Source organism: Dyadobacter bucti (assembly GCF_005869225.1).
GTDB classification, from domain to species: domain Bacteria; phylum Bacteroidota; class Bacteroidia; order Cytophagales; family Spirosomataceae; genus Dyadobacter; species Dyadobacter bucti.
In genome coordinates this window covers 1,000,473-1,024,745 of the sequence record NZ_SWFP01000002.1, presented here as the reverse complement: position 1 = coordinate 1,024,745, position 24,273 = coordinate 1,000,473, and the positions used below count along the sequence as shown (strand labels likewise).

At 45.2% G+C, this 24,273-nt stretch carries 23 protein-coding genes; 16 read left to right on the top strand and 7 right to left on the bottom strand.

Annotated features, from left to right (window positions below; genetic code table 11):
* Positions 1 to 25: 25 nt before the first annotated feature.
* The 3 genes from FBF61_RS09150 to FBF61_RS09140 form a co-directional block, all read right to left on the bottom strand.
* On the bottom strand, positions 26 to 526 hold the full coding sequence (locus tag FBF61_RS09150) for a hypothetical protein (protein ID WP_138476889.1): 501 nt from the start codon (positions 524 to 526) through the stop codon (positions 26 to 28).
* Between the two features lie 381 nt (positions 527 to 907).
* Entirely contained in the window at positions 908 to 1,660 is a 753-nt protein-coding gene (locus FBF61_RS09145; protein ID WP_138476888.1) for a response regulator, read from the bottom strand.
* A 22-nt stretch (positions 1,661 to 1,682) separates the two neighbouring features.
* Entirely contained in the window at positions 1,683 to 3,440 is a 1,758-nt protein-coding gene (locus FBF61_RS09140) for a tetratricopeptide repeat-containing sensor histidine kinase (protein ID WP_138476887.1), read from the bottom strand.
* A gap of 282 nt (positions 3,441 to 3,722) precedes the next feature.
* Between FBF61_RS09140 and FBF61_RS09135 the strand changes: the two genes are divergently transcribed.
* The 14 genes from FBF61_RS09135 to FBF61_RS09070 all read left to right on the top strand — a co-directional run bounded on the left by FBF61_RS09135 (position 3,723) and on the right by FBF61_RS09070 (position 19,892).
* Entirely contained in the window at positions 3,723 to 5,444 is a 1,722-nt protein-coding gene (locus FBF61_RS09135) for an SGBP N-terminal domain-containing protein (protein ID WP_138476886.1), read from the top strand.
* Between the two features lie 134 nt (positions 5,445 to 5,578).
* Entirely contained in the window at positions 5,579 to 5,854 is a 276-nt protein-coding gene (locus FBF61_RS09130; protein ID WP_138476885.1) for a hypothetical protein, read from the top strand.
* A gap of 438 nt (positions 5,855 to 6,292) precedes the next feature.
* Positions 6,293 to 7,537, top strand: a complete 1,245-nt coding sequence (locus tag FBF61_RS09125) for a DUF4153 domain-containing protein (RefSeq protein WP_138476884.1) — start codon at positions 6,293 to 6,295, stop codon at positions 7,535 to 7,537.
* A gap of 161 nt (positions 7,538 to 7,698) precedes the next feature.
* On the top strand, positions 7,699 to 9,120 hold the full coding sequence (locus FBF61_RS09120) for a sensor histidine kinase (RefSeq protein WP_166444475.1): 1,422 nt from the start codon (positions 7,699 to 7,701) through the stop codon (positions 9,118 to 9,120).
* Positions 9,121 to 9,131: 11 nt separating this feature from the next.
* Positions 9,132 to 9,827 (top strand): LytR/AlgR family response regulator transcription factor, encoded by a 696-nt coding sequence (locus FBF61_RS09115; protein WP_205748248.1) that lies wholly within the window; start codon positions 9,132 to 9,134, stop codon positions 9,825 to 9,827.
* 194 nt (positions 9,828 to 10,021) lie between these two features.
* The gene (locus FBF61_RS09110; RefSeq protein WP_229214975.1) at positions 10,022 to 10,303 is read left to right on the top strand and encodes a hypothetical protein; all 282 of its coding nucleotides are present in this window, start codon (positions 10,022 to 10,024) and stop codon (positions 10,301 to 10,303) included.
* Positions 10,304 to 10,310: 7 nt separating this feature from the next.
* Positions 10,311 to 10,610 carry a hypothetical protein gene (locus tag FBF61_RS09105; protein ID WP_138476881.1) on the top strand — a complete coding sequence of 100 codons (300 nt, stop codon included), beginning with the start codon at positions 10,311 to 10,313 and terminating at the stop codon, positions 10,608 to 10,610.
* Positions 10,600 to 12,240, top strand: a complete 1,641-nt coding sequence (locus FBF61_RS09100) for a PepSY-associated TM helix domain-containing protein (RefSeq protein WP_138476880.1) — start codon at positions 10,600 to 10,602, stop codon at positions 12,238 to 12,240. Before FBF61_RS09105 ends, FBF61_RS09100 begins: the two co-directional genes overlap by 11 nt.
* Positions 12,241 to 12,300: 60 nt before the next feature.
* Complete coding sequence (locus tag FBF61_RS09095) at positions 12,301 to 12,621, top strand: hypothetical protein (RefSeq protein ID WP_138476879.1); 321 nt, start codon at positions 12,301 to 12,303, stop codon at positions 12,619 to 12,621.
* A complete protein-coding gene (locus FBF61_RS09090) occupies positions 12,588 to 13,271 on the top strand; it encodes an ATP-binding cassette domain-containing protein (RefSeq protein WP_138476878.1) in 684 nt (227 codons plus the stop codon). Before FBF61_RS09095 ends, FBF61_RS09090 begins: the two co-directional genes overlap by 34 nt.
* A gap of 324 nt (positions 13,272 to 13,595) precedes the next feature.
* Positions 13,596 to 14,015: a hypothetical protein gene (locus FBF61_RS09085; RefSeq protein ID WP_138476877.1), complete on the top strand. Its 420-nt coding sequence runs from the start codon at positions 13,596 to 13,598 to the stop codon at positions 14,013 to 14,015.
* A 127-nt stretch (positions 14,016 to 14,142) separates the two neighbouring features.
* Positions 14,143 to 15,225, top strand: coding sequence for an efflux RND transporter periplasmic adaptor subunit (locus tag FBF61_RS09080; protein WP_138476876.1), 1,083 nt, complete (start codon positions 14,143 to 14,145; stop codon positions 15,223 to 15,225).
* Between the two features lie 28 nt (positions 15,226 to 15,253).
* Positions 15,254 to 18,460, top strand: a complete 3,207-nt coding sequence (locus FBF61_RS09075) for an efflux RND transporter permease subunit (protein ID WP_138476875.1) — start codon at positions 15,254 to 15,256, stop codon at positions 18,458 to 18,460.
* Entirely contained in the window at positions 18,450 to 19,892 is a 1,443-nt protein-coding gene (locus FBF61_RS09070; protein ID WP_138476874.1) for a TolC family protein, read from the top strand. Before FBF61_RS09075 ends, FBF61_RS09070 begins: the two co-directional genes overlap by 11 nt.
* A 172-nt stretch (positions 19,893 to 20,064) precedes the next feature.
* On the opposite strand, the gene FBF61_RS09065 is transcribed toward FBF61_RS09070, so the two are convergent.
* Both FBF61_RS09065 and FBF61_RS34555 read right to left on the bottom strand, forming a co-directional pair.
* Positions 20,065 to 20,376, bottom strand: a complete 312-nt coding sequence (locus FBF61_RS09065; RefSeq protein WP_138476873.1) for a hypothetical protein — start codon at positions 20,374 to 20,376, stop codon at positions 20,065 to 20,067.
* 32 nt (positions 20,377 to 20,408) lie between these two features.
* The gene (locus FBF61_RS34555) at positions 20,409 to 20,579 is read right to left on the bottom strand and encodes a hypothetical protein (protein ID WP_166444474.1); all 171 of its coding nucleotides are present in this window, start codon (positions 20,577 to 20,579) and stop codon (positions 20,409 to 20,411) included.
* Positions 20,580 to 20,744: 165 nt separating this feature from the next.
* Between FBF61_RS34555 and FBF61_RS09060 the strand changes: the two genes are divergently transcribed.
* The gene (locus FBF61_RS09060) at positions 20,745 to 20,993 is read left to right on the top strand and encodes an AbrB/MazE/SpoVT family DNA-binding domain-containing protein (RefSeq protein WP_138476872.1); all 249 of its coding nucleotides are present in this window, start codon (positions 20,745 to 20,747) and stop codon (positions 20,991 to 20,993) included.
* Positions 20,987 to 21,316, top strand: a complete 330-nt coding sequence (locus FBF61_RS09055; RefSeq protein WP_138476871.1) for a type II toxin-antitoxin system PemK/MazF family toxin — start codon at positions 20,987 to 20,989, stop codon at positions 21,314 to 21,316. Before FBF61_RS09060 ends, FBF61_RS09055 begins: the two co-directional genes overlap by 7 nt.
* A 161-nt stretch (positions 21,317 to 21,477) precedes the next feature.
* Here FBF61_RS09055 and FBF61_RS09050 read toward each other — a convergent pair whose 3' ends face one another.
* Together FBF61_RS09050 and FBF61_RS09045 are read right to left on the bottom strand one after the other, a co-directional pair.
* Positions 21,478 to 22,782 (bottom strand): Gfo/Idh/MocA family protein, encoded by a 1,305-nt coding sequence (locus tag FBF61_RS09050; protein WP_138476870.1) that lies wholly within the window; start codon positions 22,780 to 22,782, stop codon positions 21,478 to 21,480.
* A gap of 135 nt (positions 22,783 to 22,917) precedes the next feature.
* Positions 22,918 to 24,114: a hypothetical protein gene (locus FBF61_RS09045; RefSeq protein ID WP_138476869.1), complete on the bottom strand. Its 1,197-nt coding sequence runs from the start codon at positions 24,112 to 24,114 to the stop codon at positions 22,918 to 22,920.
* Positions 24,115 to 24,273: the final 159 nt, after the last annotated feature.

Genomic DNA, 24,273 nt, shown 5'->3' with positions numbered 1-24,273 from the left:
TATGATTGACGATGACACGACTGAATTATTTTTTTGCTTCCAGCGAGATCACGCCGTCCCCGAGCTCTTTCAGATCGTACATATTCCGAATTGTCTCTGGCAATGCATCCCATAGCTCATCTGCTTGCCCTGTATACTCGACACTGATCGTGGAACTTGCGGAGGAGAATTTTTTCGACGTATTTTTAACCTTTGACACTGACTTAACATGCTCTTCTACTTCTTTTAATTTCGAATAATCCACATTTACAATAGTTACCAATATGTTTGAAGTTGTCGCAGTTACAGCTTCTGTCATTTCTTTTTCTTTATTTTTTTTATCAGGAATAAGACCCTTAATTGTCCTGAAACTATTTCCTACGGCATTTGCAGTATTATTTGCAGCGGCAGAGGTATTGTTTAAAGTATTTGCTCCCTGATTTAACGTAGCAGCTCCCTGATTGACCTTATTTAAAGTTTCAATAGCTTGTGATCTGGCATGTAATGTAACAAGACAAATAATCAGTGAAAGAATAGAGGTTTTCATAGATTTACTATTTAAGTTTAGGTAAGTTGAGATATATAAATTTTAGCTTTCGATGGACACTTTTATTTTTTAATCAATCAATAATTTTAGCCAATAAAATAACTATGTATTTCCAAAATGAATTTTGAAAATACGATTGACAAAAATCACATTTATCGATATTGGTATCAAATATTCAGCGCCAATAGGGGATAATGTTGAATGAAACAGGGTATTTGCAGCGCGAAGACTTTTTGGTTTAGTTCTTGATAAAAATCGGAGGAAAAAACAAACCGGTATCTGCTCCCGATAATTGGGAGACTTTTTTTGATCAGTATGTAAAACAGGGATTCTCAGCTTTTGAAATAAACTTTGTCAAAAGAACATATTAATTGACACAGATTATTTTCTGGGGTTCCGGATAACGGTCAGACGTCTCATGAGTTCCGGTCGGCCGGCTTCTGGTATGGTAAGTAGATTTTTTTCATCCTGTATTTTTATTTGCCCGCCTTCAATCCGTTCAATGTAGTTAAGATTCACCAAAAGCGATCGCGATAACCTGTAAAAATTGGGCAGGGAAAAATATTGTTCAAGGTGGCCCATTGACAACTGTATCAAACGGGGTTCTTTTTTGTAAATCTCAAAAATATTTACGCAATGTGTCCCTTTTTGAGTGGCGATATATTTGACGTCAGATTTTATGATCTTTTCAAAACCTTTTTCAACAGGCAGGAAAACGCTGTCCTGCAGTGTTGAAGCAGCACCTGACAATATTTCCAGTCGGAAATTCTGCCATGCAAGGTCGACTGAGCGTTTCAAATCGAGCGGGTTAAACGGTTTGGTGATATATCCTGCCGGAGTAAAAGTGTCTTTTACGCGCTGATAAGTTTTCTCCTCTGTGCTCGCTGTCAATACCACGATGGGTAGTTGTTTATAAAGCAATATTTCCCTCGCGACCGCAATGCCATCCTGTGAACCCAAAAGCATGATGTCCAGCAGAACAACATCCGGTATTTGCCGCTTTACAGCCAACACGGCTTCATTGAAAGATCTTGCAACCGCAGTCACCTGGTGGCCGGCTTTTTCAAGCGTTCTTTGTATGTCGTTAGCAGTGAGGACGTCGTCTTCAACGATCAGGATGTTTAATCTGTCCATGATAGTCAGGGTGAATATGTTGTTATTTTTCGATTGCAAGTGCAGTTTCGTCCTTATATTGAGGGAAATCCAGCCGGAAAACCGTGCCATTTTCATAACTGAATTTGTACGATCCATAGAGTTGTTCGGACTCCATTTTTATCAATCTCAGCCCAAATCCCAGTTGACTGTTGTGTGGATTACTGGCGTCGGTCTCCGTTGCAGCAAGGGGCGCGAGATCCATACCCGGCCCATTGTCAGCCACCAGCAAGCGCACCCAAGGCTGTTTCCCGTCGTTAAAATCGCCGCATTCCACACGAAGTGCCGGCTTGTTATTTTTCGGAAAAGCGTATTTGCATGCATTGGTAACAATCTCGTTGACAATCAGCCCAAGATGAACGGCCTTGTCTGCGGAAAGGTACACTGGACTGATTTTCAGATCCGTACGAACATTTTCATATCCATAAGCCGACAGTATATTCTCGGCAAGATCTTTCAGGAAATCGGGAAGAAAGACCCTGGCCAGTTCTTTATTATCGTATAATTTGCGATGTAGAATAGCAATACTTTGAACCCGTAACCGGGTCTCCTCAATCGCCATGATCGCGCCGGGATCCCGGAGTACGTCCGACTGCAGGCTCAACAAACTGGATATCGCCTGAAGATTGTTTTTGACGCGATGGTTTTGTTCCCGGACCAATAGCTCGTTTTGCTCACTTATTTTTTTATTCTTTTTGGATAGCCGGTAGAACACAAAGCTGAGCCCAGCGGTCACCCAGAACAAAACAATCAATACAAAAGTAAGCCGTTGCTGCGCCTTAAATGCCTTTGATCTCAGTATCAGCTCCTTATCTTTTGCTTTGAGCAGCACATCTTTCTTATCCGCTTCAAATTCTTTCCCGAGCCTCGAAATTGTCAGATCGCGATCGGCCCGATAATTGGAAACCTGCAGATTTCTAAGCTTCTCAGAATGCTGAAAAGCCAGCCGCCAGTTGCCTGTCTGACTATAATATTTCGAATACAACTCTTCAAATATCTGTTTAATACCAAATACATTGTACTGTCGCTCGATGCATATTTTTTGGGCACTTTCAAGCATTTTCCATGCAGCTTTATATTCGTGCATGTCCATATAGTAATCGGCCAGGCGAAGCTGTAAATCCATGGTTTCCCGATCCTTTTTTTTAGCTCGGTATAGTGTTAGCGCCTTGTCGTAATAGCTCAATAATTTCGCCCTGTCGCCATGGTATGTCCAGAAAAAATCCCCTATTTCCTTCTGAATGTATGCTAATCTTACAGAATCGCGATCTTGTTCTGCCATTTGTTTGATCTTTTGATAATAATAAAAGACGCTGTCGGGTTTTGGTTTCGGAAGCCCGGGTCTTTTACCACCCTCAGACCAGTCTTTTCCGTGCAGATTGGCCAGGTTTCCGTAGCTTCGGTCCATATTTAACCTGGAACCGGTCTGTTCCGCAATACTGACCGATCTTGTGATATATTTGAGCGCTTCTTCATATTTATTGCGGACAATCGCATTAACGCCGAGCCGGTTATATAAACGGCTCAGTTCCGGCGAATTTCCTCTCGGCTCCAATAGCCGCAATGATTTCAGCAACCACCTTTCAGAAGTAATTAAGTCACCGGTAGATTCGTAGGTTTTTCCGTACAGGTAAAATGCCTCGGCAAGCAAATTTGTGTCTTTTCTGGCAATAGCCTCGCGATACACCGTATCTGCATAAAGAAGTTTATGAGGCTGCGGCGGGAGGAACTTTGGTTCCTGCGCAAATGCAAAACCGATCATTCCTTGAAACAGAGTTAAAATAGTAAGCAGCCGTTGAGTTTTCAAGCAAGAAGAAGGGATATTTTTTAATTTAAAAATATGGAAAACATTTTTATTGATAAAATCGATTGATGAGATATTATCCGGCTTTCGTGCAACAAAATTGGCATTTCATGACTGTTAATTTTTAGAGAATAGTCTTGTTATGATATTTATGAAAATCGAGTTGCTGATACAGGTTAATTTCTATAATTCAAATAATGAAATACCGCTTTATAAAGATGTTTTTTATTGAGTAATACTATGAGAACTACATTTAAATTATTCTATGTTATTTGTGCTGTCACAATGCTCGTGATCTCTTGTAAACAACAATCAGAGCCAGCTCCACCGGCCGGTGATACCAAAATAATCACTGGAAATATATCGGTTTTTGGAGTTTCCGGAGTTCAGGTAACTTACGACACGCTGAAGTCTACATACAATATAACGGTTCCGAAGGGGACGGATATTAAGAATTTGAGGTTGTTGATCCCGGTCATTAAGGGGACAACAATAACACCCGATCATACCAAAGGGAATGACTTCACCAATCCCGTGAATTTTACTTTAGTAGCTCCATCGGGGGACAAAAAGACAATCACAGTTAAACTGACTATAAAGCAGGGTGCCCTTTCAAAGGACAAAAGGATTACCGGATTTTACTTCACGGCTTTCAGTCCAAAAATAGAAGCCACGATTAATCCTGATACGTACAAAATCACAGCTGTTTTACCGCATGATGCCGACCTAACCTCGCTTGTGCCTACCATTGTGCTGGGGGAGAATGCTACCGTGTCCCCGGCTTCGGGAGTTGCCCAAAATTTCACAAAAGCGGTAACCTATACGGTTACGGCAGAGGATGGAGGGTCACAGCTTTACGAAGTGAAGATCGACCGGGGAATTATGCCTGGAAAAACGGACATCGTATTTATCGATGATATGGCGCTGGACGGCGCTACGGGCAAACCGATATGGAAATTTAAAGAAGAACTCGGGCGGGAGACCACATCGAACACCGTTGCGGTTTTTGACAATACTATTTATCTGACCGCCGGGGGATGGGTATACGCCATGGATCTGTTCACCGGAAAGGAAATCTGGAAAATCAACCCTAGTTTTTCACATTCAGGAAGTCCAGTTGTTTCGGAGGGGATTCTTTATTGCACAGGGTATACCGGTGCCTATGACCAAAAAATCAGTAAAGTTTTTGCGGTAGACATAAAAACCGGCGGAATTAAATGGGAGACACAGGTGGGGAAGAGTGCACAGGAAGGCTCTGTAGTTCATAATGGCATAGTATACTGTCCTATCGACAAAAAAATCGTTGCCCTGGATGCCAAATCGGGCACCAAGAAATGGGAAAAAACGATACCTCTGAAATCGCAGTATCTGGAAACAATCAGTCCGGATATCATGTCGAATCCGTGTATTGCAGATAATAAGCTATTTTTTACGGACCTGGGATTTTTATATACCATTGATCTAACTACCAACAATTTGACATTCAGAGAACTGCATAGCCCCATCGGGTATATTTCGGCGAGAGGGCCAACGATGAGCAATGGTGTCATTTATCTCAAAAGCGGCAGCGGGATCACAGGCATCGAACCTAGGGATTCTTATCCTTCAAAGAACGAAACACTGGAATTCACACCCACGGCAATAGGCTTCGATCCGCCCAGCCCGATAATTTCGGATAATGTCGTATACGTCGGCTCCGGTAAAAGATTTTATGCCCTGGAAGCGGGGTCGTTACAGCAAAAGTGGAAAATCTCCGTTGAAGATTTCGTGATCAGCAGCGCAGTGGTGGCAAACGGAGTTGCCTATTTCGGGAGCAGAGATGGAATGTTTTATGCTGTCGACGCTTCGACTGGTGTGAAAAAATGGAGTTATTCGGTAGATAACGAAATGTACAGCAGCCCTGTTGTGGTGACGGCGGCCGGAGCCGTGCATCATCCGAGCATCAGCGGCATGCAGCAATAATACCATATCTGCCGTTTCGGTCATTCAAAATTTTAAACCCTTCTTAATCATTGTATCCCACGACGGTTTTTTTTAAGTTTATAGCTATAACCGGATCCGGATGATGTAGCGTAATCAATAAACTGTCGGACGTAATGATACTTCTTGAACTTATACTTTTTATTGTCGTCGGAACGATCTGTTTTATTATCAGCAAGGTGGTTGAATGGTTTGAATCTAAATTTCCCCCCAAAAAACAGCCTGTCCGTACCAAGGTCCGGCACCGCGGCCAGATCAAGGCAGACCTGGACGTCCTCTATCACTCTTACCAGCAAGGCTTGCTGGACGAAACGCAATATCTTGACCAGACTGACGAACTGATCGATCAACTAGCCGATCTGGTCCACAAGAAATCTTATTCAAATGCGTAGGATCAGGCTTGCCTCCGGGGCGGGGCTCTTTTTCAGTTAATGGAGTGTCTGAACTCCGGAGGGTCAGCGCATCGCTCCCATTTTAAATCGGGCTTGCCGACCGCCTCGCCCAAAATCGGCAGGTCCTTTGTATGAAAGTTCCATCGTCTATTGTCGGGCACGAATTCAACTACCTGAGAAAGCCGGAGCATGTGTTGGCATCTCAGACGACACCAGATCAGGTCGTATCATTTGATTACGGTTCGAGAACCTACATCTCGAAGATGTACTCAATGTTGCGAAAAATTAGCAATCTATAACCTGAACCAGTTTCAGTCCGGTTAGAAAGCTGTGGTCAACCACGGCAATAAAATTTTCTGCCAAACCTGTTGCACAATAAAAATAATATTTAACTTTGAATTACAAAGTACTTTGATTTATCTAAAAATCGAAATTTTTATGCGCGAAGAAATCCTGTTGAACATTGAGAATCCCCGGCAGCTGGAAAAGTTGTACCGGGACAACAAGCCGACTTTCAAGACGGCCTTTAATTCCCTTTATCCGCAATTGGGGGAGAACCTGCTGGCTGAGGGCTGGTACCAGCGGCTGAATTACAGCCATGAAGACCTGTTTTGGGGCACACCCGGCGAGCGTATATTCGTGGTCGGTGCTTCTATTCTGGCGGGACTTCTGGCCCAGCTGCCCAAAATGCTATCCATTGATCAGGAGTTTTTTTACACCCGGAATATCGGTTTTATCGTCTTTCCAATATTGATCGCTTTCTTCGCGTGGAAAAACAGGATTTCAGGGAAAACCGGCGCGATTCTGGCCGGACTGGCCCTGATATCCATCTGCTTCATCAACTATCTTCCACAGGATCCCAAAAGCGATACGCTGAATTTGTCTTGTATTCATTTGCCATTGTTGCTTTGGTCTATCCTGGGATTCGCTTTTGGAGGCGGAAAGCTGAAAAGCGGTGGAAACTGGCTTGGGTTTCTGAGATACAATGGGGAGCTGGCGGTGATGATGGCTCTTCTTCTGATAGCCGGCGGGCTGACGACCGCTATCACCGTCGGGCTGTTCAACATGATCGGCTGGGACATCCAAAAGTTTTATTTTGATTATGTGGTGGTTTGCGGATTAGCCGCCGTACCTATTATTGGCACGTTTCTTACCCAGACACAACCGACGCTGGTCAATAAAGTATCTCCGGTAATTGCGAATCTATTCAGCCCGGTGGCACTTGTGATGCTGATAATTTATCTGTCGGCAACTCTTTTCTCAGGTAAGGATCCCTATCATGACCGCGAATTTCTTGTGCTTTTCAATGTACTCCTAGTTGCTGTCATGGCCCTGATCTTTTTTTCGGTGGCAGAATCAAATCCGGCGGGTAAGAATCGGGTGCAGATACTTGTTCTTTTTCTGCTTGCGGCGGTCACATTGCTGGTCAATGGAATTGCCTTATCGGCCGTTGTGTTCCGGATTTCGGAGTGGGGGATTACGCCCAACAGGGCAGCGGTGCTGGGAGCGAATGTGTTAATGCTTATCCATTTGTTATATGTGGGTACAAAGCTTTGGAGCACACTCACCCGAAAAACGGACCTTTCCCTGGTAGGTAAATCACTAGCTCTTTTTCTGCCTGTTTATGCCCTGTGGAGCGCAATAGTCGCGTTTTTGTTCCCGTTGTTTTTTGGGTTTAAGTAAAATGCGGGAGGAAGGAGGAAAGGAAGAACTTGGGAGGCAACTGGCGTTGAGGCTGGTTGCCTCTTCTTTAATTTATGCTTTCGTAACAAAAAATGGCTTTCTGCCCCACATATTTTCTAAGTTCTGACACAGCGGTTAACATTGCAGAAAAAAACAAAGCAATGGAATTTCGCAAAGTTGAACTCTGGATATCAAGCAGCATTTATGTTTTTGTCGTTTACATGAATTTGCTGAGCACTTATGAACCCACAGCAAGTTATATTAACCATCACCTGTTGCCGGGGCTGTCTTCTATTACAATTGTTTATTTGTCCTTTCTCGGCATCAACAACATCATTCTTCCTAAATACCTGCCCGGTCAGAAATGGGGAAATATTTGTTTGGCTGGCCTGGCAGCTGTTTTTATGATGACCGTGGTTTTTACCGTCTCCCACCATTATTTTCATTTTGATCAGCAGCCTTCCGTTCAGGATAGTTTCCTGCATATCCTGCCTTCTGTCTTGCTGATCGTGGTTTTGTTTTTTGTTTACAATATTTTGAAACGGCTCGTGATTAACCTGCGGGCGGGCAGCACCAAGACCATAATACAGAGATCTTTCCCGACCTTTTTGGTTACTTTTCTGGTATGGTTCACAGTCCTTTTGCTGTTTATGGTCACGAACAACCGTCACTTCGGGCCTTTGTGGGTTTCGGTCGTGCCGTTTGCTTATTTTATCTATCTCATCAACCTTTACTGGCTGCTTCCCGAATATGAACGCACGCACAAAAACGGTCTGATTTACGGAGTGAAAGCCTGCATAGCGGTGGTCATGGTATGGATGTTCTTTTTCCTGATCTGGAGCGAAATGCTGCCGGCTATTACCCTGGAAAGTTACATGGCGGCGAGTTTTCTCCTGCTGATGATTTCGGGCCTGCTGTCCTGGTTTTCGCACAAGCAAAATCTCGATCAGTGGCAACTGTCCGTACTTCAGCAAGAACTCGGAAAGTCGTCGGCCGACCTGTCTTTCCTTCGGTCACAGATCAATCCGCATTTTTTATTTAATATTCTCAATACCCTTTACGGCACCGCAATGCAGGAAAAAGCGGCACGTACAAGCCAGGGCATCCAGAAACTCGGAGATATGATGCGGTTCATGCTTTATCAGAATACGCTGGACTTTATTCCGCTGGAAAGGGAAGTTACCTACCTTCGCGACTATATTCATTTGCAGCAATTACGCATAGCCGGACTGGATCAGATAAATGTTCAGGTAAGTTTGCCGCAAAATACTGGTGATGATGTAATTGCGCCGATGTTGCTGATCCCTTTTGTCGAAAATGCTTTCAAACATGGGATAAGTCTGAAGCACCGCTCCTGGATTCACATTTCGCTTAGCTGCGAAAACGGGGAACTGGATTTCGATGTTTACAATAGCTTTAACGCAAAGCAGGGCAACGACCCCGAAGCAGACGCCGGCGGAATCGGCCTCGAAAACGTCCGGCAAAGAATGGACCTGCTTTATCCTGGAAAATACCAGCTCAATATACGCGAGTCGAAGACTGAGTATTTCGTACATATGACCATTAATCTTCGGCCGGAGTAGCATTTAAAAGTATGATTAAAGCCATAGCCATTGACGATGAGCCGGTTGCGTTGAGTATTATCGAATCCCTGGCGGAAAATATTCCTTTTATTTCCCTGGAAAAAAGCTTTTCAGATGCTTTTGAAGCGGCAACGTTTATTCACAATAACGACATCGATCTGTTATTCCTTGATGTGAAAATGCCGGATGTTTCGGGTATCGATTTTTATCAGTCGCTTCCCAAAAAGCCCGCTGTCATTTTCACAACTGCCTATATGCAGCATGCAGTAAAAAGCTATGAACTCGATGCCATTGATTACCTGCTCAAACCATTTTCTGCCGAACGTTTTTTAAAGGCCTGCCGGAAAGCCGGGGATTTTCTGGAAATGCAACATCTGGCCCTGAAAGAACAGCCACGCGTCCTGTTTTTGAAATCAGGATATGAGCAGATCAAGGTGGGGTTGAATGATATTTTTTACATCGAGAGCGCAGGAAACTACATGACCTTTGTTTTAGCCGACAAAAAAATTGTGTGCCGACTTACCATGCAAGATACTCTCAATATGCTGCCCGGCCATTTATTTGTCCGGGTGCACCGCTCCTATCTGGTTTCAAAGCAAAAAATAACCAAAGTCGATAGAAATCAGGTGTATATCGGCAGGCATGCTGTGCCCATCGGCAGTATTTATGCGGAAAATGCAATCAAACAGATCCAGAGCCCGGATTAAGCTTTTTTAAAAATAGGGGGCAGTCTCTTAAAATTCCTGCCCATGTATTCTTTTCAATCGTGTAAAACGTATCGGATTTAGCATTAAGTTTACAAAAGCTTAATTATACTAATTACAAATAAATGTAATGCGTTTGCTGCAATCCTATGTTTAGCACTATTTGTTTACTCTTCTTTTTAGGGTTTATCTTTTGGATGAACACTTCAAAACGCATCGTTTGGCCATCCAGGAGCCGTGTACTGAATTATTTAACGGATTATCCCCGGCAGAGCAAGTGGTTTGCGGCTGCACTTTTTTTGATCGCTACCTGGCTGTGTGCGGGCTTGATGGGCTTTGGTAGCGGGTTATTTGCTGCCGTGGTTATTCTGATGACTGCTGGCTCGGTCGCAGTCCTTTTTTTCCCTTTTCGCTATTTCGGTGCCAGGGCTGTTGCGATACTGTATCTGTGCGGGGTACTGCTCGAAACGCTTTTTTAACAACGATATGCCTGCCAATAAAAAATATCTGACCCAATCCCCATGGTTGCGGCTGAGCAAAATCCTGGCGGGAACTGCCGGTGGCTACGCCGTGATGATGAGCTTTCATATCTTTTTTACGTCGTTTTTGCCCAAAGAACATGTCATCGCCACTTCCTTTTTTACAGGATATATATTGTGGGCTTTCCTGCTGCTGTATGCTTTTATAGCTCCGAATGTGTGGCGCGTCTGGATACTGTATATCGTTCTGACACTCGTTTTTGCCCTGCCGTATTTATTGAAATTTAACTTCAGCAATGGATCATAGGAAGTACAATATCTATTTTCATACGCATACGATCAGCGGGATTTTCATTGCCGCCCTTTTATATGTTATATTTTTCGCCGGGTCTTTTTCTTTTTTCAAAGACGATATCAGCGCCTGGCAAAAAGGTAAATCGGCAGTTGCCCGGAAAGTGAAGCCGGAGTATAATTACCTGCTGGACTCTCTGTCGGAACACTATAACCTGCGGGGCCGAAATTTTGATTTTTATATTAAGCGACAAGGAAACGGTACTTACGTAAACCTGAGCACGTCCCAGGATACGACCATCAGTACACCAAAACCTAAACCGGAAGGGAAACGCCGGGGAAGAGGCCGGGGCGATGACGGCGATTCGGCCTACTTCCTTTACAACTTCACCGATAAAAAACCGGCGTCCTATGCAGAAGGTTATGATATGGGCGAGTTTCTGTACAGGCTCCATTTTCTGGCCCAGTTGAACCAGATACCCATCCATATCGGCACGCCTTTCGGTTATCTGCTGGCCGGTATCGTTGCATTTCTTTTTCTGTTTGCACTCATTACAGGCTTGTTACTGCATTGGGACAAAATCAAATCCAACTTCTTCGTTTTCCGGCCATGGAGCAAATGGAAAACTGTCTGGACTGATATGCATACTGCTCTGGGCGTGATCGGGTTTCCTTTTCAGTTACTTTTTGCGGTCACAGGGGTTATTCTGATCGTCAATTTTGTGCTGCTGGCCCCTTTCAGCGATTTGGTTTATAAAGGTGATATAGACAAATTATATGAAGATCTGCAGTACAACAGGACTACCAAAGTTGACTACACTTACAAGCCCATGCAGGCTTCGTTTGATATGGATGCCCTGGTCGGAAAATGGCAGAATGAATGGAAAAACAGCAAGCTTTCCGGAATCTACATTCGCAATTACGGGGATGAAAGCATGCAGGTAATGATGGAGGCCAAACCGGATCCCAGGGAAAATTTTGCCGGGTCGGGATATGTAAAAATTGATGTGGGTAATGGTAAAACGCTGGAGTTGAAATCACCTGACAAAGACGTCAGTTACATAGATAAGGTCAAGAGTCTGGTATATCACCTGCATTTCGGCGATTTTGGAGGCAGGCCGCTTCGTATCATTTTCTTTGTTTTGGGCCTGATGGGTTGCGTGGTGATCATATCGGGGATCATGATCTGGCTGGTAGCGCGGGATAAGGTCAGTACCCCGGGCTACAAACGCAAATTTAACTTTTGGGCCAGTAACGTATTCCTGGCCGCCTGTTTGAGTATGCTCCCTGTTACAGCATTTACTTTTATCATGGTGAAAGCCCTGAGCCGCGTCGACCAGTCGGTTATCTACAACGTGTATTTTTACAGCTGGCTGGCGCTGGGTATCTATTTTATCATCAGAAAAGATTTGCCGCTGATGAACAGGCAGACGCTTTTGTTATCAGCTGTTTTATGTTTGGGCGTACCCATTGCCAACGGTGTTTCAACCGGTTTATGGATGTGGAAAACCGTTCAGGAAGGGGCACTCGATATCTTTTTTATCGATGTGCTGTTTTTATTGTTATCCGCAGCATGTGCATTTGCTTACCTGAAAATCAGTGTTCAGGCCAAACCTTTTAAAGTCATGACCTTTTCCGCGCGTTAAAACTTGTTAATTTTTCCTTCGTTTTTGCAAAGTCAGCTATCTTTCCAAAAACGAAGGGAAATGCAACGATTTCGTGTCTTACTGATTTTCTACAGACAGTTCCGGCTACCAACAAACACAATATCGCTGCTGATGTGGGCAATGGCAGGAGCGCCGACCATTTCGTCTGAAAAATTTCTTTCTTTCCTCATCTATTTTTTCTGGCTCCGCAGCGCATGCCAGTTGCTGGTGTGGTACCTTTTCCGGCTCACCAATCAAAAAGGGCTCGTCTTTTACCATCACTTCGGACTTTCTAAAATTCAGCTCGCAGCCGGCGTTTATGTATTGGATCTTCTTATTTTCAGCCTATGCATTGGTTTGGTAAGCCTCAGTTTCGGGTAGGCAGGCTGGAAGCAGACAGTATCTGGCTGGAATATAACAACCGTAAGGTTTTGCAGAACGTTTATATCCGCATAGACAAAGGGCAGATCGTTGGTTTGTTGGGGAGGAACGGGTGTGGCAAATCATCCTTGTTGGAAATAATTTACGGCATCAGACGTGCCCGCAACAGCTCGGTCCGGATCGATGGCAACTATATCAGCAGCCCTTTCAAACATGAAAATTTACTTTCTTATCTGCCGCAACATCAATTTGTTCCGGGGTATCTCCGGGTAAAGGAAGCCCTGGTACTTTACCAGGCAAATTTTAAAGAAGCGGTCGGATATTTTCCGGAACTAAATGAACTGCTCCCTTACCGGTTCAATCAGCTTTCGGGAGGTCAGCAGCGCCTCATCGAAACCATCATGGTGATTTCCGGTCCTGCTTCGTTTGTTATTCTGGACGAACCCTTTTCCAACGTGACACCTTTGCATATCGAGACCCTGAAAACATGGCTTGCATCACTTAAAAATGATAAGGGAATTCTTATTACAGATCACTATTACCGGGATGTACTGGCCATCAGCGACAGTGTGTACCTGTTGAACATGGAAGGCCGGACCATTCAACTGCAGTACCCGGCAGAAGAGCTCAGGCAGCTGGGATATCTGTAATCCATTTATTCCTTGCTGTCTGAATTGGAACGTGACTTTTAGCTGCTGCTGCAAACTGGCGGTCCTGTCCGGACTTTTTGTTTGAACGCACGCCGGAGCTGTCGGGCGGGCGCCGGTACCGAAAAATAGTCATGATAGCAATGCTCAACGTGAGCAGCACAGCCGTACGGGAGACGCTGTCGTATTGGTATTGAAAGATTTAATAGAATTTATTTGATAGTATCCAAATAATCTGGCTACTCATTTTAGTACCGTTAGTTGTTTTAATGCTTTTTTAATATGCTTTTAACACATAATTAAGACTTTCCTGCGGTTTTTGCATTCATGATAAAGGCATTCATCAAATATTTCCTGCCCCTTTGCATTCTCCTGGTAGATGGGTATAGTCATATGTATGCCAATTCGTACCAGGACTGTATCAGCTATTCTTCTGTCAAGAATCATGAAAATAATGAATACACCAGGGCGAGGCCGGTAATAAAAGCCCGGATACTCGCTTTCAGGTATCATGTGCCCGGATCCGCATCACAAGACGACAAAATTTGCATTCAGAAGAATGAAGAGGAAACCCATGAACTGAGTTTTGTCAAAAAATCGGTTGAAAACAGCCATTATTTTACTTCGTTTCATACCCGCTCAATACGGTATTTTCGCTGCAATATCAATGTAAGCTCCTATTTCTTCGAGCTTTGTTCCTACTATTCTTCGATCAGGTATATCATTCTGAGAATGATCAGGATATGATCTGAATTCCCTTCTTTCAATACGGCGCCTGACAGCATTCCATTTATTGGAATACATGCAGGGCTTGTATCGAACAATTCCCCACAAACAAAAAGTCCTATCAATATTTTATCAAAGTAAAACTACCATGAAGAGAATTCTCATGTTCATGAGCTTGTGCGCATTGTTTTTGCAGACCAGCTGTGAATCAAAAAAAGAAGAAAAAGAAGAAGAGACCAAGTTTTTGGTTACAAGTCCCTTAGAGAAGGACACGTTGATCACCAAGGAGTACGTAAGCCAGATCCGCGCGATCAGCCATATTGAATTGAGGGCTTTGGAAAGAGGGTATCTCCAGAAGATTTATGTGGACGAGGGCCAGTTTATCAGAAAAGGGCAGCTGATGTTCCAGATCATGCCTATGCTGTACCAGGCTGAGCAGCAAAAAGCGCAGGCAGAGGCCAATTTTGCAGAAATCGAATTCAAGAATACCAAGTCGCTGGCCGACAGCAACGTTGTTTCAAAAAATGAACTGGCATTGGCCAAGGCCAAACTGGACAAAGCAAAAGCCGAGCTGGGACTAGCTACTACGCACCTGGGCTTCACCGAGATCAGGGCGCCGTTCGACGGTATCATGGATCATTTCCAGGTAAGGCTGGGAAGTCTGGTGGACGAGGGGGATTTACTCACTACGCTCTCGGACAACAGCGAGATGTGGGTTTATTTCAATGTTCCCGAAGCGGAATACCTGGATTACAAAGCCGACGAAGCAAAGGGCAGCATGCTCAATGTAAATCTGCGAATGGCCAACCAAAAGATGTTTGATTATCCTGGTGTAGTGAAAACGATTGAGGCGGATTTCAACAATGAAACCGGTAACATCGCTTTCAGGGCTACATTCCCCAATCCGAAAAAGCTTTTGAGACATGGCGAAACCGGCAACATCCTCGTAACCGTGCCACTTAAAAACGCACTGCTCATTCCGCAAAAGGCCACTTTCGAGGTGTTGGAAAAGAAATATGTATATGTGGTGGATAAGGACAATGTGATCCGGTCAAGAGAAATCAAACTGGCAGCGGAACTGCCGCACATTTTTGTTGTGGAAAGTGGCTTGAAAAAGGATGATAAAATTCTTCTGGAAGGCTTGCGGCAGGTACACGAAAACGAAAAAATCCACTCCACATTCGTCAAACCTGATTCCGTTATCTCTCATTTAAGTCTGTATGCCGAATAGTCAGGTATCTTAAAAAGCAAAAAAAGACATGTTCAATCAATTCATAAGAAGACCTGTATTTGCTATCGTGATATCGGTCATGATAGTGTTTATAGGCATCCTGGCGATTGAGAAATTACCTATTTCCCAATTCCCGGACATTGCTCCGACGACTGTAAATATTTTTATCGCATACCCCGGCGCCAGCGCGGATGTATTGGTCAAGTCCACGCTGATCACGCTGGAGCAGGCTATCAACGGTGTTCAGGATATGCGGTACATCGCTACCGATGCAACCAGTGCGGGGGAGGCGACTCTGAGGATTATCTTCGAGCCCGGGACAGACCCCAACGTGGCCGTAATCAGGGTCAAGACGAGGGTGGATCAGGTTATGCCACTTCTGCCTGAACTGGTCCAGCGGGAAGGGGTTATTATTTCGCCGGTTCAGCCAAGTATGTTGATGTACGTTAACCTCTATTCGAAGGAAAAGAGTATTGATGAAAAATTCCTTTTCAACTACGCTACCGTTAAAATGATCCCTGAAATTCAGCGGACTAAAGGGATAGCGAGAGCACAGATATTGGGTAGCCGGAGGTATGCGATGCGTCTTTGGCTAAACCCTGAGCGCATGCGTGCCTATAATATCTCCACCGAAGAAGTGATGAAGGCGGTAGGGGAGCAAAGTATAGTAGGGCGGCCGGGCCGGATTGGTCAGAGCTCCGGTATTGCGGCCCAGTCGCTGGAATATGTACTTACTTACAAAGGGCGGTACGACAAGCCTGAAGAATATGAAAATATCATTGTCCGTGCCAATCCGCAAGGTGAGAGTGTTCACCTGAGGGATATAGCCAAAGTGGAGCTGGGAAGTGAATTCTTTGATATTTATTCCAACCTGGACGGGCACCCTTCGGCCGCGATCGTGCTGCGGCAGAACTATGGAAGTAATGCGAGTGATGTGATCGAGGAGGTAAAAAAGAAGCTTGATGTAATGAAAGAATCCTTTCCTCCGGGTGTGGATTACAAGATCAGCTATGATGTGTCTCAATTCCTAGATGCGTCAATAGAACAGGTGATTGATACCCTGCGGGATGCATTTATACTGGTTGCCCTGGTTGTTTTCGTCTTTCTCGGCGACTGGCGTTCTACCCTGATCCCGATCCTAGCGGTGCCGGTATCCTTAATCGGGGCGTTTTTTGTAATCCAGGGTTTTGGGCTTTCGATCAACCTGATCACGCTTTTTGCCCTTGTACTTGCGATCGGTATTGTGGTCGATGATGCAATTGTCGTCGTCGAGGCCGTCCATGCCAAGTTTGAGGAAGAGCCGGGTATATCACCCTATAATGCGGTGAAAAAAGTGCTTTCCGAGATCAGCGGAGCGATCATCGCGATCACAGCGGTAATGGTGTCGGTATTTCTTCCGATTTCTTTCATGTCTGGTCCGGTCGGTACCTTTTACCGGCAATTCTCGATCACCATGGCCAGCTCTATTGTGATCTCGGCCCTGATCGCCTTAACGCTTACTCCTGTGTTATGTGCCATGTTGCTGCAAAATCATCATGGACATGAAAAAAAGAAAAATATCCTTACCAAGGCACTTGACAGTTTTAACCGCGTATTTGATAAACTCACCGGAAGATATGTGAGCTTGCTGAAACGGATCGTGAGCCGGAGAGTGGTTACCTGGGCGATATTGCTGGCTTTTTGTGCCGGTATTGTTTATGTGAACAAAGTTCTCCCCGCAGGATTTATTCCAAATGAGGATCAGAGTACGATTTACGCGATTATCCAGACACCTCCCGGTTCTACGCTCGAAAAAACCAACGAGGTATCCCGGCGCCTTCAGAAAATCTGCGAAGAGGTTGGCGGGATTGAATCGGTGTCGTCTTTGGCCGGTTATGAGATTATGACGGAAGGTCGCGGTTCTAAGGCAGGTACCTGTCTTATCAACTTGAAACCTTGGCACGACCGTGATAAAAACGTGAAAGAAATCATGGAAGAACTGGAGACCAAAACGAGAGGTCTCGGCGCGGTGGTTGAATTCTTCGAACCGCCTGCAATTCCTGGTTTTGGTACCTCCGGCGGGTTCTCTATGCGTCTGCTGGATAAAACGTCCGATACAGATTACAGTGAGTTTGATAAAATCAACAAGAAATTCATGGAAGATCTGGGTAAACGTCCGGAGCTTACAGGGTTGTTTACCTTCTTTGCCGCGAATTATCCTCAGTATGAACTGCAGATAGACAACCAGCTGGCCATGCAAAAAGGCGTGTCTATCGGAAAAGCGATGGACAACCTGAATATCATGATCGGTAGTACCTACGAACAAGGGTTTACAAGATTTAACCAGTTCTTCAAAGTGTACGTACAGTCGGATCCGAGTTTCAGAAGGCTTCCGTCAGATCTTTTAAAGCTTTTTGTGAAAAATGATACAGGGGAAATGGTTCCTTATTCGTCATTCATGACCCTTAAAAAAGGCCAGGGGCCTAACGAGATCACCCGTTTCAACTTGTACAATTCAGCGGCTATTCAGGGGCTTCCGGCCAAGGGATATACCACTGCCGATGCAATCCAGGCGATAAGGGAAGTAGCTGCCAAAACATTGCCGCAGGGCTACGATATCGCTTTTGAAGGTCTTTCCTATGACGAATCGATCCGCGGAAATGAATCACTTGTCGTGTTCATGATCGTACTGGCCTTTGTATATTTTGTGCTGGCAGCTCAGTATGAAAGTTTCATCATACCATTGGCGGTGGTATTCTCACTGCCGGTTGGGGTATTCGGTTCGTTTTTGCTGCTGAAACTGATGGGGTTGGAAAACAACATCTATGCACAGATCGGGTTGATCATGCTGGTTGGTTTGCTGGGTAAAAATGCCGTACTGATCGTGGAATTTGCCGTTCAGAAGCGACAGCAGGGGGAATCCATCCTCAACGCTGCCATCGAAGGTGCCAAAGTGCGTTTCCGTCCGATCCTGATGACCTCATTTGCCTTCGTCGCAGGGTTGATACCGCTGATTATTGCAACCGGCGCAGGAGCGATCGGTAACCGTACCATTGGTGCTTCTGCCATGGGTGGTATGTTGTTCGGGACCATTTTCGGGGTCATCATCATCCCGGGATTGTATTACATATTCGGCAGTCTTGCGGATGGCAGAAAAATGATCAGGGATGAAGACGACAGCTCTCTGACCGAACAGTTTGTTCATGCAATCGATGCTTTTCCCCAAAATCAAGAAAACGAAAACAATGCACATTAAGAAAATATCGAATTGGTTTGGGATAGCATTTGTTGCCCTTGCCTATACCGGCTGTAACGCACCGTCGCTTGTTCAGAGAAATCCGAACAAGGCCATCTCTGCAACGTATAACAATACGCAGAACCCGGCGGATTCGACCAATACCGGAAAATTGAAGTGGAGGGATTATTTCACTGATCCGCACCTGATCGCCCTGATTGACACTGCTTTTAAAAACAATCAGGAGCTTAACATTACCTTGCAGGAAATCGAGATTTCACGAAACGAAATCCGGGCCCGAAAAGGAGAATATCTGCCATTTGTAGGATTGCGGGGCGGGGCGGGTGTTGAAAAAGCCGGCAGGTATACGCAGGTCGGTTCCAGCGAGGCTACTACTGAAATCAAACCTGGGAGAGAAACCCCCGAGCCCCTTCCTGATTTTATGTTGGGTGCTTATGCGAGGTGGGAAGTGGATATCTGGCATAAACTGCGCAACGCAAAAAAAGCCGCAGTTTCCCGATACCTGTCGTCCGTGGAAGGCAAGAATTTCATGATGACCAACATCATCTCCGAAATCGCCAATTCTTATTACGAATTGCTCGCGCTTGATACCCAGCTGAATATTGTAAAACAGAACATCGGGATTCAGACCAATGCGCTGAGGATAGTAAAAATGGAAAAAGAAGCGACGCGTGTGACCGAGCTGGCAGTGCGTAGATTTGAGGCGCAGGTTTTGAATACCCAGAACCGCCAGTATACTATTCAGCAGCGGATTGTGGAAACGGAGAACAGGATCAACTTCCTGCTCGGAAGGTACCCGCAGCCTGTTCTGAGAAACAACGAAAATTTCGAGGGTCTTATGCCGAACATCATTCAGACTGGTATTCCATCCCAATTGATGGCGAACCGTCCGGACGTGAGGCAGGCTGAACAGGATCTGGAAGCAGCGAAACTGGATGTGCAGGTAGCAAGGGCAAACTTTTATCCTTCCCTGGGGCTTTCCGCCGCGGTAGGTCTGCAGGCTTTTAATCCGATTTACCTGCCGAATATCCCCAAATCCATCATGGCCAATCTGATAGGCGACCTGGCGGGGCCATTGATCAACAAAAACGCTATCCATGCAACCTACAATACCGCCAACGCAAAACAGATCCAGGCTATTTACAATTACGAAAGGACTGTTTTGAATGCTTACATTGAGGTAGTCAATCAGCTTTCCAATATCAGCAACCTGGAACAAAGTTACGCGACCAAGTTCAAGGAAGTGCAGGCGCTGAACGAGTCGACCGCGATCTCCAACCGTCTTTTCGCATCCGCCCGTGCCGATTACATGGAAGTACTGCTTACCCAGCGCGATGCACTCGAGTCACGATTTGATCTGATTGAAACGAAAATGCAGCAAATGAACGCCACGGTCAATATTTACCGGGCTTTGGGCGGAGGCTGGAATTGATTTATAATTGAATTCTTAAGTTGAAAGGCCGTCTCAAATCACTGAGGCGGCCTTTTTGTTTGCTTAACGGTTTGCGCGAACGTCCCGTTCGAGCGGCTATTCCAAGGTCGTTAGCGCGAACGTCCCGTTCGTGCTATGTATTCCAAGGCCTCCGGCCGGACATAGAAGAACTTCAGATCATCCGGGCTTGATAAGTACGAGCCATATAAGGCTGGTTTTTTATCAATTTCAATCCATTCAGCTCTGGGATTATAATAATACTTTCATCAGGAATAACTCCCCGTTCAATCCAGTTCGAAAGTCTCGATGGCCTAATGTTGTATTTTTTACAATAGTCAGACAGCGTCATCCATTCCTTTAGTTTATATTCCTTATCCATGATGACAAGCTTGCTATTTGTGAAGTTTATCAGCTTCGCTTCCACATCGTCCAACTTCTTATTCACTTCCGCGAAAACGGTATTTTTCTCTTTTATAGTTTCCATTTGTCTAATTGTTAGTAGCGTTGACCCACTCTCTACATTTTTAAAACTTTTTTCAAGGTATCTTTCAGGTATTTAATCCTTTCGATCGCCTGCTGATATTCCCAAGCCGAAATATCTTCGGGAGTGTCTATAAGCAGATGCTCAGCTTCTTCAATCATTTGTTGCAGCTCTTCTATTAATTTTTTCTTCCTGGTTTTACTCATTCTGATAGTGTATGTTCAATTCCTGTATAAAAATAGCATTTGTGAATATATTTCACAAATGTGATACCAACGCGAACGGAACGTCAGTGCGAGCCACATTAATGTGATGATGTTATAACATTTATTGCTATTTTTGATAGTGTGTTTTAATTCAGTTATAACATTATGAAGGCAAATATCATCAATATCGGAAATAGTCAGGGTGTAATTCTTCCAGCGAGTTTGTTAAGGCAATTAAATTTGTCCTTCAAATCCAGCGTGGAATTAGAGGTGTATGACGGCGCTATTGTGATTAAGCCTGAACCCAGGCCTGGATGGGCAGAGGCAGCGCAACGCATGCATGCAGAAGAAGATGATGAACCTCTTTTGGACGATGGGTCAACCGAATTTGAAAAAGACGAATGGACATGGTAAAAGAAGTCCGACAATATGAAGTGTATTGGATTTCACTCGATCCCACACAAGGTAGCGAAATTGCAAAAACTCGCCCATGTGTTGTCGTAAGTCCTGACGAGCTGAATCAGTTTTTACGTACAGTAATTGTTATACCGGTTACTTCAACCATTAAAAATTATCCTTGGCGTGTGCATTGCGTTGTAGCAGGGCGCGATGGATCAATTGCGGTCGACCAGATCGAAGTAATTGACAGGATTCGGATCGGTTCTAAAATTGCTGTATTATCAAAAAGAGAAATTATACAACTGAAAGAGGTTATGAAAAAAATGCTGATCGATTAAGCACCTGCCAGCGCGAACGTCCCGTCCAGCCGTTAGCGCGAACTCCCGTTCGTGCTACCTATTCCAAGGCCTCCGGCCGCACACAGAAACACAAAAATTATCTTGAAAGACCGGCCGGAGGCCTTAGAATATCGGCACTGACGCAGACGTCAGCGCCAGTACTAAACCGGCATTTTATAACCGTTTTGATAGGCTATGTCAATGAGCTTATTCGCACCAGCATCATCGAATTTTCCTTTTTTTTCATTCCAGTCAAGTTTCTTTCCGGTGCGGTAGGCGATATTTCCCATCTGTGATACTATGGCGACGTCAGAGCCGGCCCTGATCGGCGCACGCAGGTCTTCCAGCTTTCGCGACCGGATCACCTCAATAAAGTTTTGCGCATGCAGGTCCAGTCCGTTATCCGAGGATTTCTGAAAAGCCACAGCCTCCATTTTCTGACCTTGCGGAACCACCTCCCAGCCTTTTCTGTCCAGGATAAGCGTACCGTTGCCGCCCATAAATGCAATACCGTGTTCCCGGTTGTAAATTCCAGCCCCGAAGCCGATAGCATGTTCCCACTGGATATTAAAATCGTTGAACTCGAAAATAGTGCTCATTGTATCCGGCGCATCAACGCCGGCATTTAGCACCATACCACCTGCAGCCATCACGCTTTTAGGGGCACCGGCCTTCATGCCGAGCAATGCGTAGTCCAGCAAATGCACTCCCCAGTCGGTCATAATACCGCCCGCGTAATCCCAGTACCAACGGAACTTCCCATGAAACCTGTTGGCATTAAAAGCTCTTTTCGGGGCAGGCCCCAGCCACATATTGTAGTCAACACCGGCGGGCGCCGCGCTGTCTGGGAGGTTTACCAGTGGTGTACCGTAATTGAAATAGCCCCATACTTTCACCAGCCCGATCTTTCCCAACTTGCCCGAGTGAACAAATTCGATCGCATCCCGAAAGTGTTTCTGGCTCCTTTGCCATTGCCCAACCTGCACCACACGGTTATAGCGTTCCTGGGCTGCCACCATGCTCCGGCATTCAGCAATCGAATTTCCGATGGGCTTCTCCACATATACATCTTTCCCGGCCTGACATGCTTCCACCATCATCAGGCAGTGCCAATGGTCGGGCGTGCCAATGACTACGGCATCAATGCTTTTGTCTTCCAGAAGCTTACGGTAATCAGCATAAGTTTTCACTTTAATGCCTTTGGCCGCAAGTTCAGCCGCGCGTTTGTCAAGCACATTCTTATCCACATCGCAGAGTGCGACACATTCCACTCCCGGATTTTTAAGAACAGCTTTTAGGTCTGACCAGCCCATTCCGTTGATACCGATGGCGCCAATCCGGATCGTATCTGCCGGGGAAGGCAGCTTCGGAAAAGCGGATAGGGAAGAAGGAATGATCGGGGAAAGGCCAGCACCTGCGGTGATCGCCGAAACGGAACGGATAAAATTTCGCCGGGAAGTAGTCATGATTAATTTGGGAAAATGAGCGGATCGGATAGTAGAATATTCTAAACAGAAAGAGATATAATACTATCATGCTACTTATTCCCCGGCATTTGTTTTATACGGCGATGCTATTGTCCGGGATTTTGGCAGGACAGGTCATTCCAACTTCCCAAAATGCTCCTGATAATTTCCCTTTGACAGCTCTTCGTTAAAATCCCTTCCAAAAGGCTCCAATAGACCATCGTTATCTCCACTGAGCGAGACAGTTTGCTCTTTTCCCTGATAATAAAGCATCAGTTTTATCCCGTTTATTTTCAAATCGATGCTCTCGGTATCAAAGTCTGTATTTTTCCGGCGGTTGAGATCTGTCACTTCGTATTGTTTGGTCAAAAAATCCAGATATGCGTCGAGCATGGATTTTTTCGCTGGTTTCAGGATATATTGGGAAACTTTTCCCGTAATCTGATGATTATCAAACCGCCCGAGCCAGTATGGTAATTGCTTCAGAGTTCTTTTTACAAGCTGGTCACGGTCAGCCTCATCTTTTTTCCATTCGAAATACTTTTGGACCCATTCCTGATCGGCATCCCATATCGACAGAAACCGGGTTTCCGTCCGGTTAAACGGAACTGCGTAGGCCTTATTTGTCAAGAAATCGATGGCGACCAGCGCATATTCAAACTGCATGATATTGTCCTGTTTTTTCCGGTCCGCCATCATGAGCAATTGGGTACCGCCAGGTGATAGGCCGATCACGGGGGAGTTATAAGCACTGTAACCGTCAAGTTCCGTCACGCGTTTGTGGTTACTTGCCTCAAAAGGATAAATTTTCAGCGTTTTCAGGTCGAGTACCACTTCTTTGTTGACCATCAAATACCTTCCTCCTGACAAAAACCTGTCGTGCTTTGAATCGTCGCCCAGATAAACCCTTTGTGAAGCACCGGGCTGACCTTTTTCGCTATCCAGCCACTGGTAAGTGGCAAAGTCGCCTTTTTGCTCGTGAAGAGGAACGACTCTTGGTAGCCCGTTTTCTTCTGTGATCAGGTACATGCTGTGGATACCAGCCATCACTGCCGGACGTCCCGCGTCTTTCAGGAACAATGCCTGCCAGAAACGCTTAACATTCCCGTTTTCGGTCGAAACTTCGACAAGCTTTCCGTTGTGATAAACGCTGAAATAGGATGTATACTGGCGTGCATTAAAATCGCCGCCGTTGTTGAACCAGGCTCCCGACCGGCTGCTTTCAACTTCCCACCGGATTTCGAAGGGACCGTATGCTGCCTGGCCGGTAGCGATTTTTTTGCTTCCTGACCCACAGCCAAGTAAAGCCATAACTGCGCTTAACAAGTTCATAAAATAGAAGATTAGTGTGATGTTTTTGTTGCTCATTGTTCAAATTGGTTATCAGTGCGGGAAGGCGCGATCGGATGGAGATTGCATAGCACAAAGGTAGCGGGCATCCTACGGATGCGGCTCACCGCAGAATAGCTGGAATGGGCTGCTGGATAAATA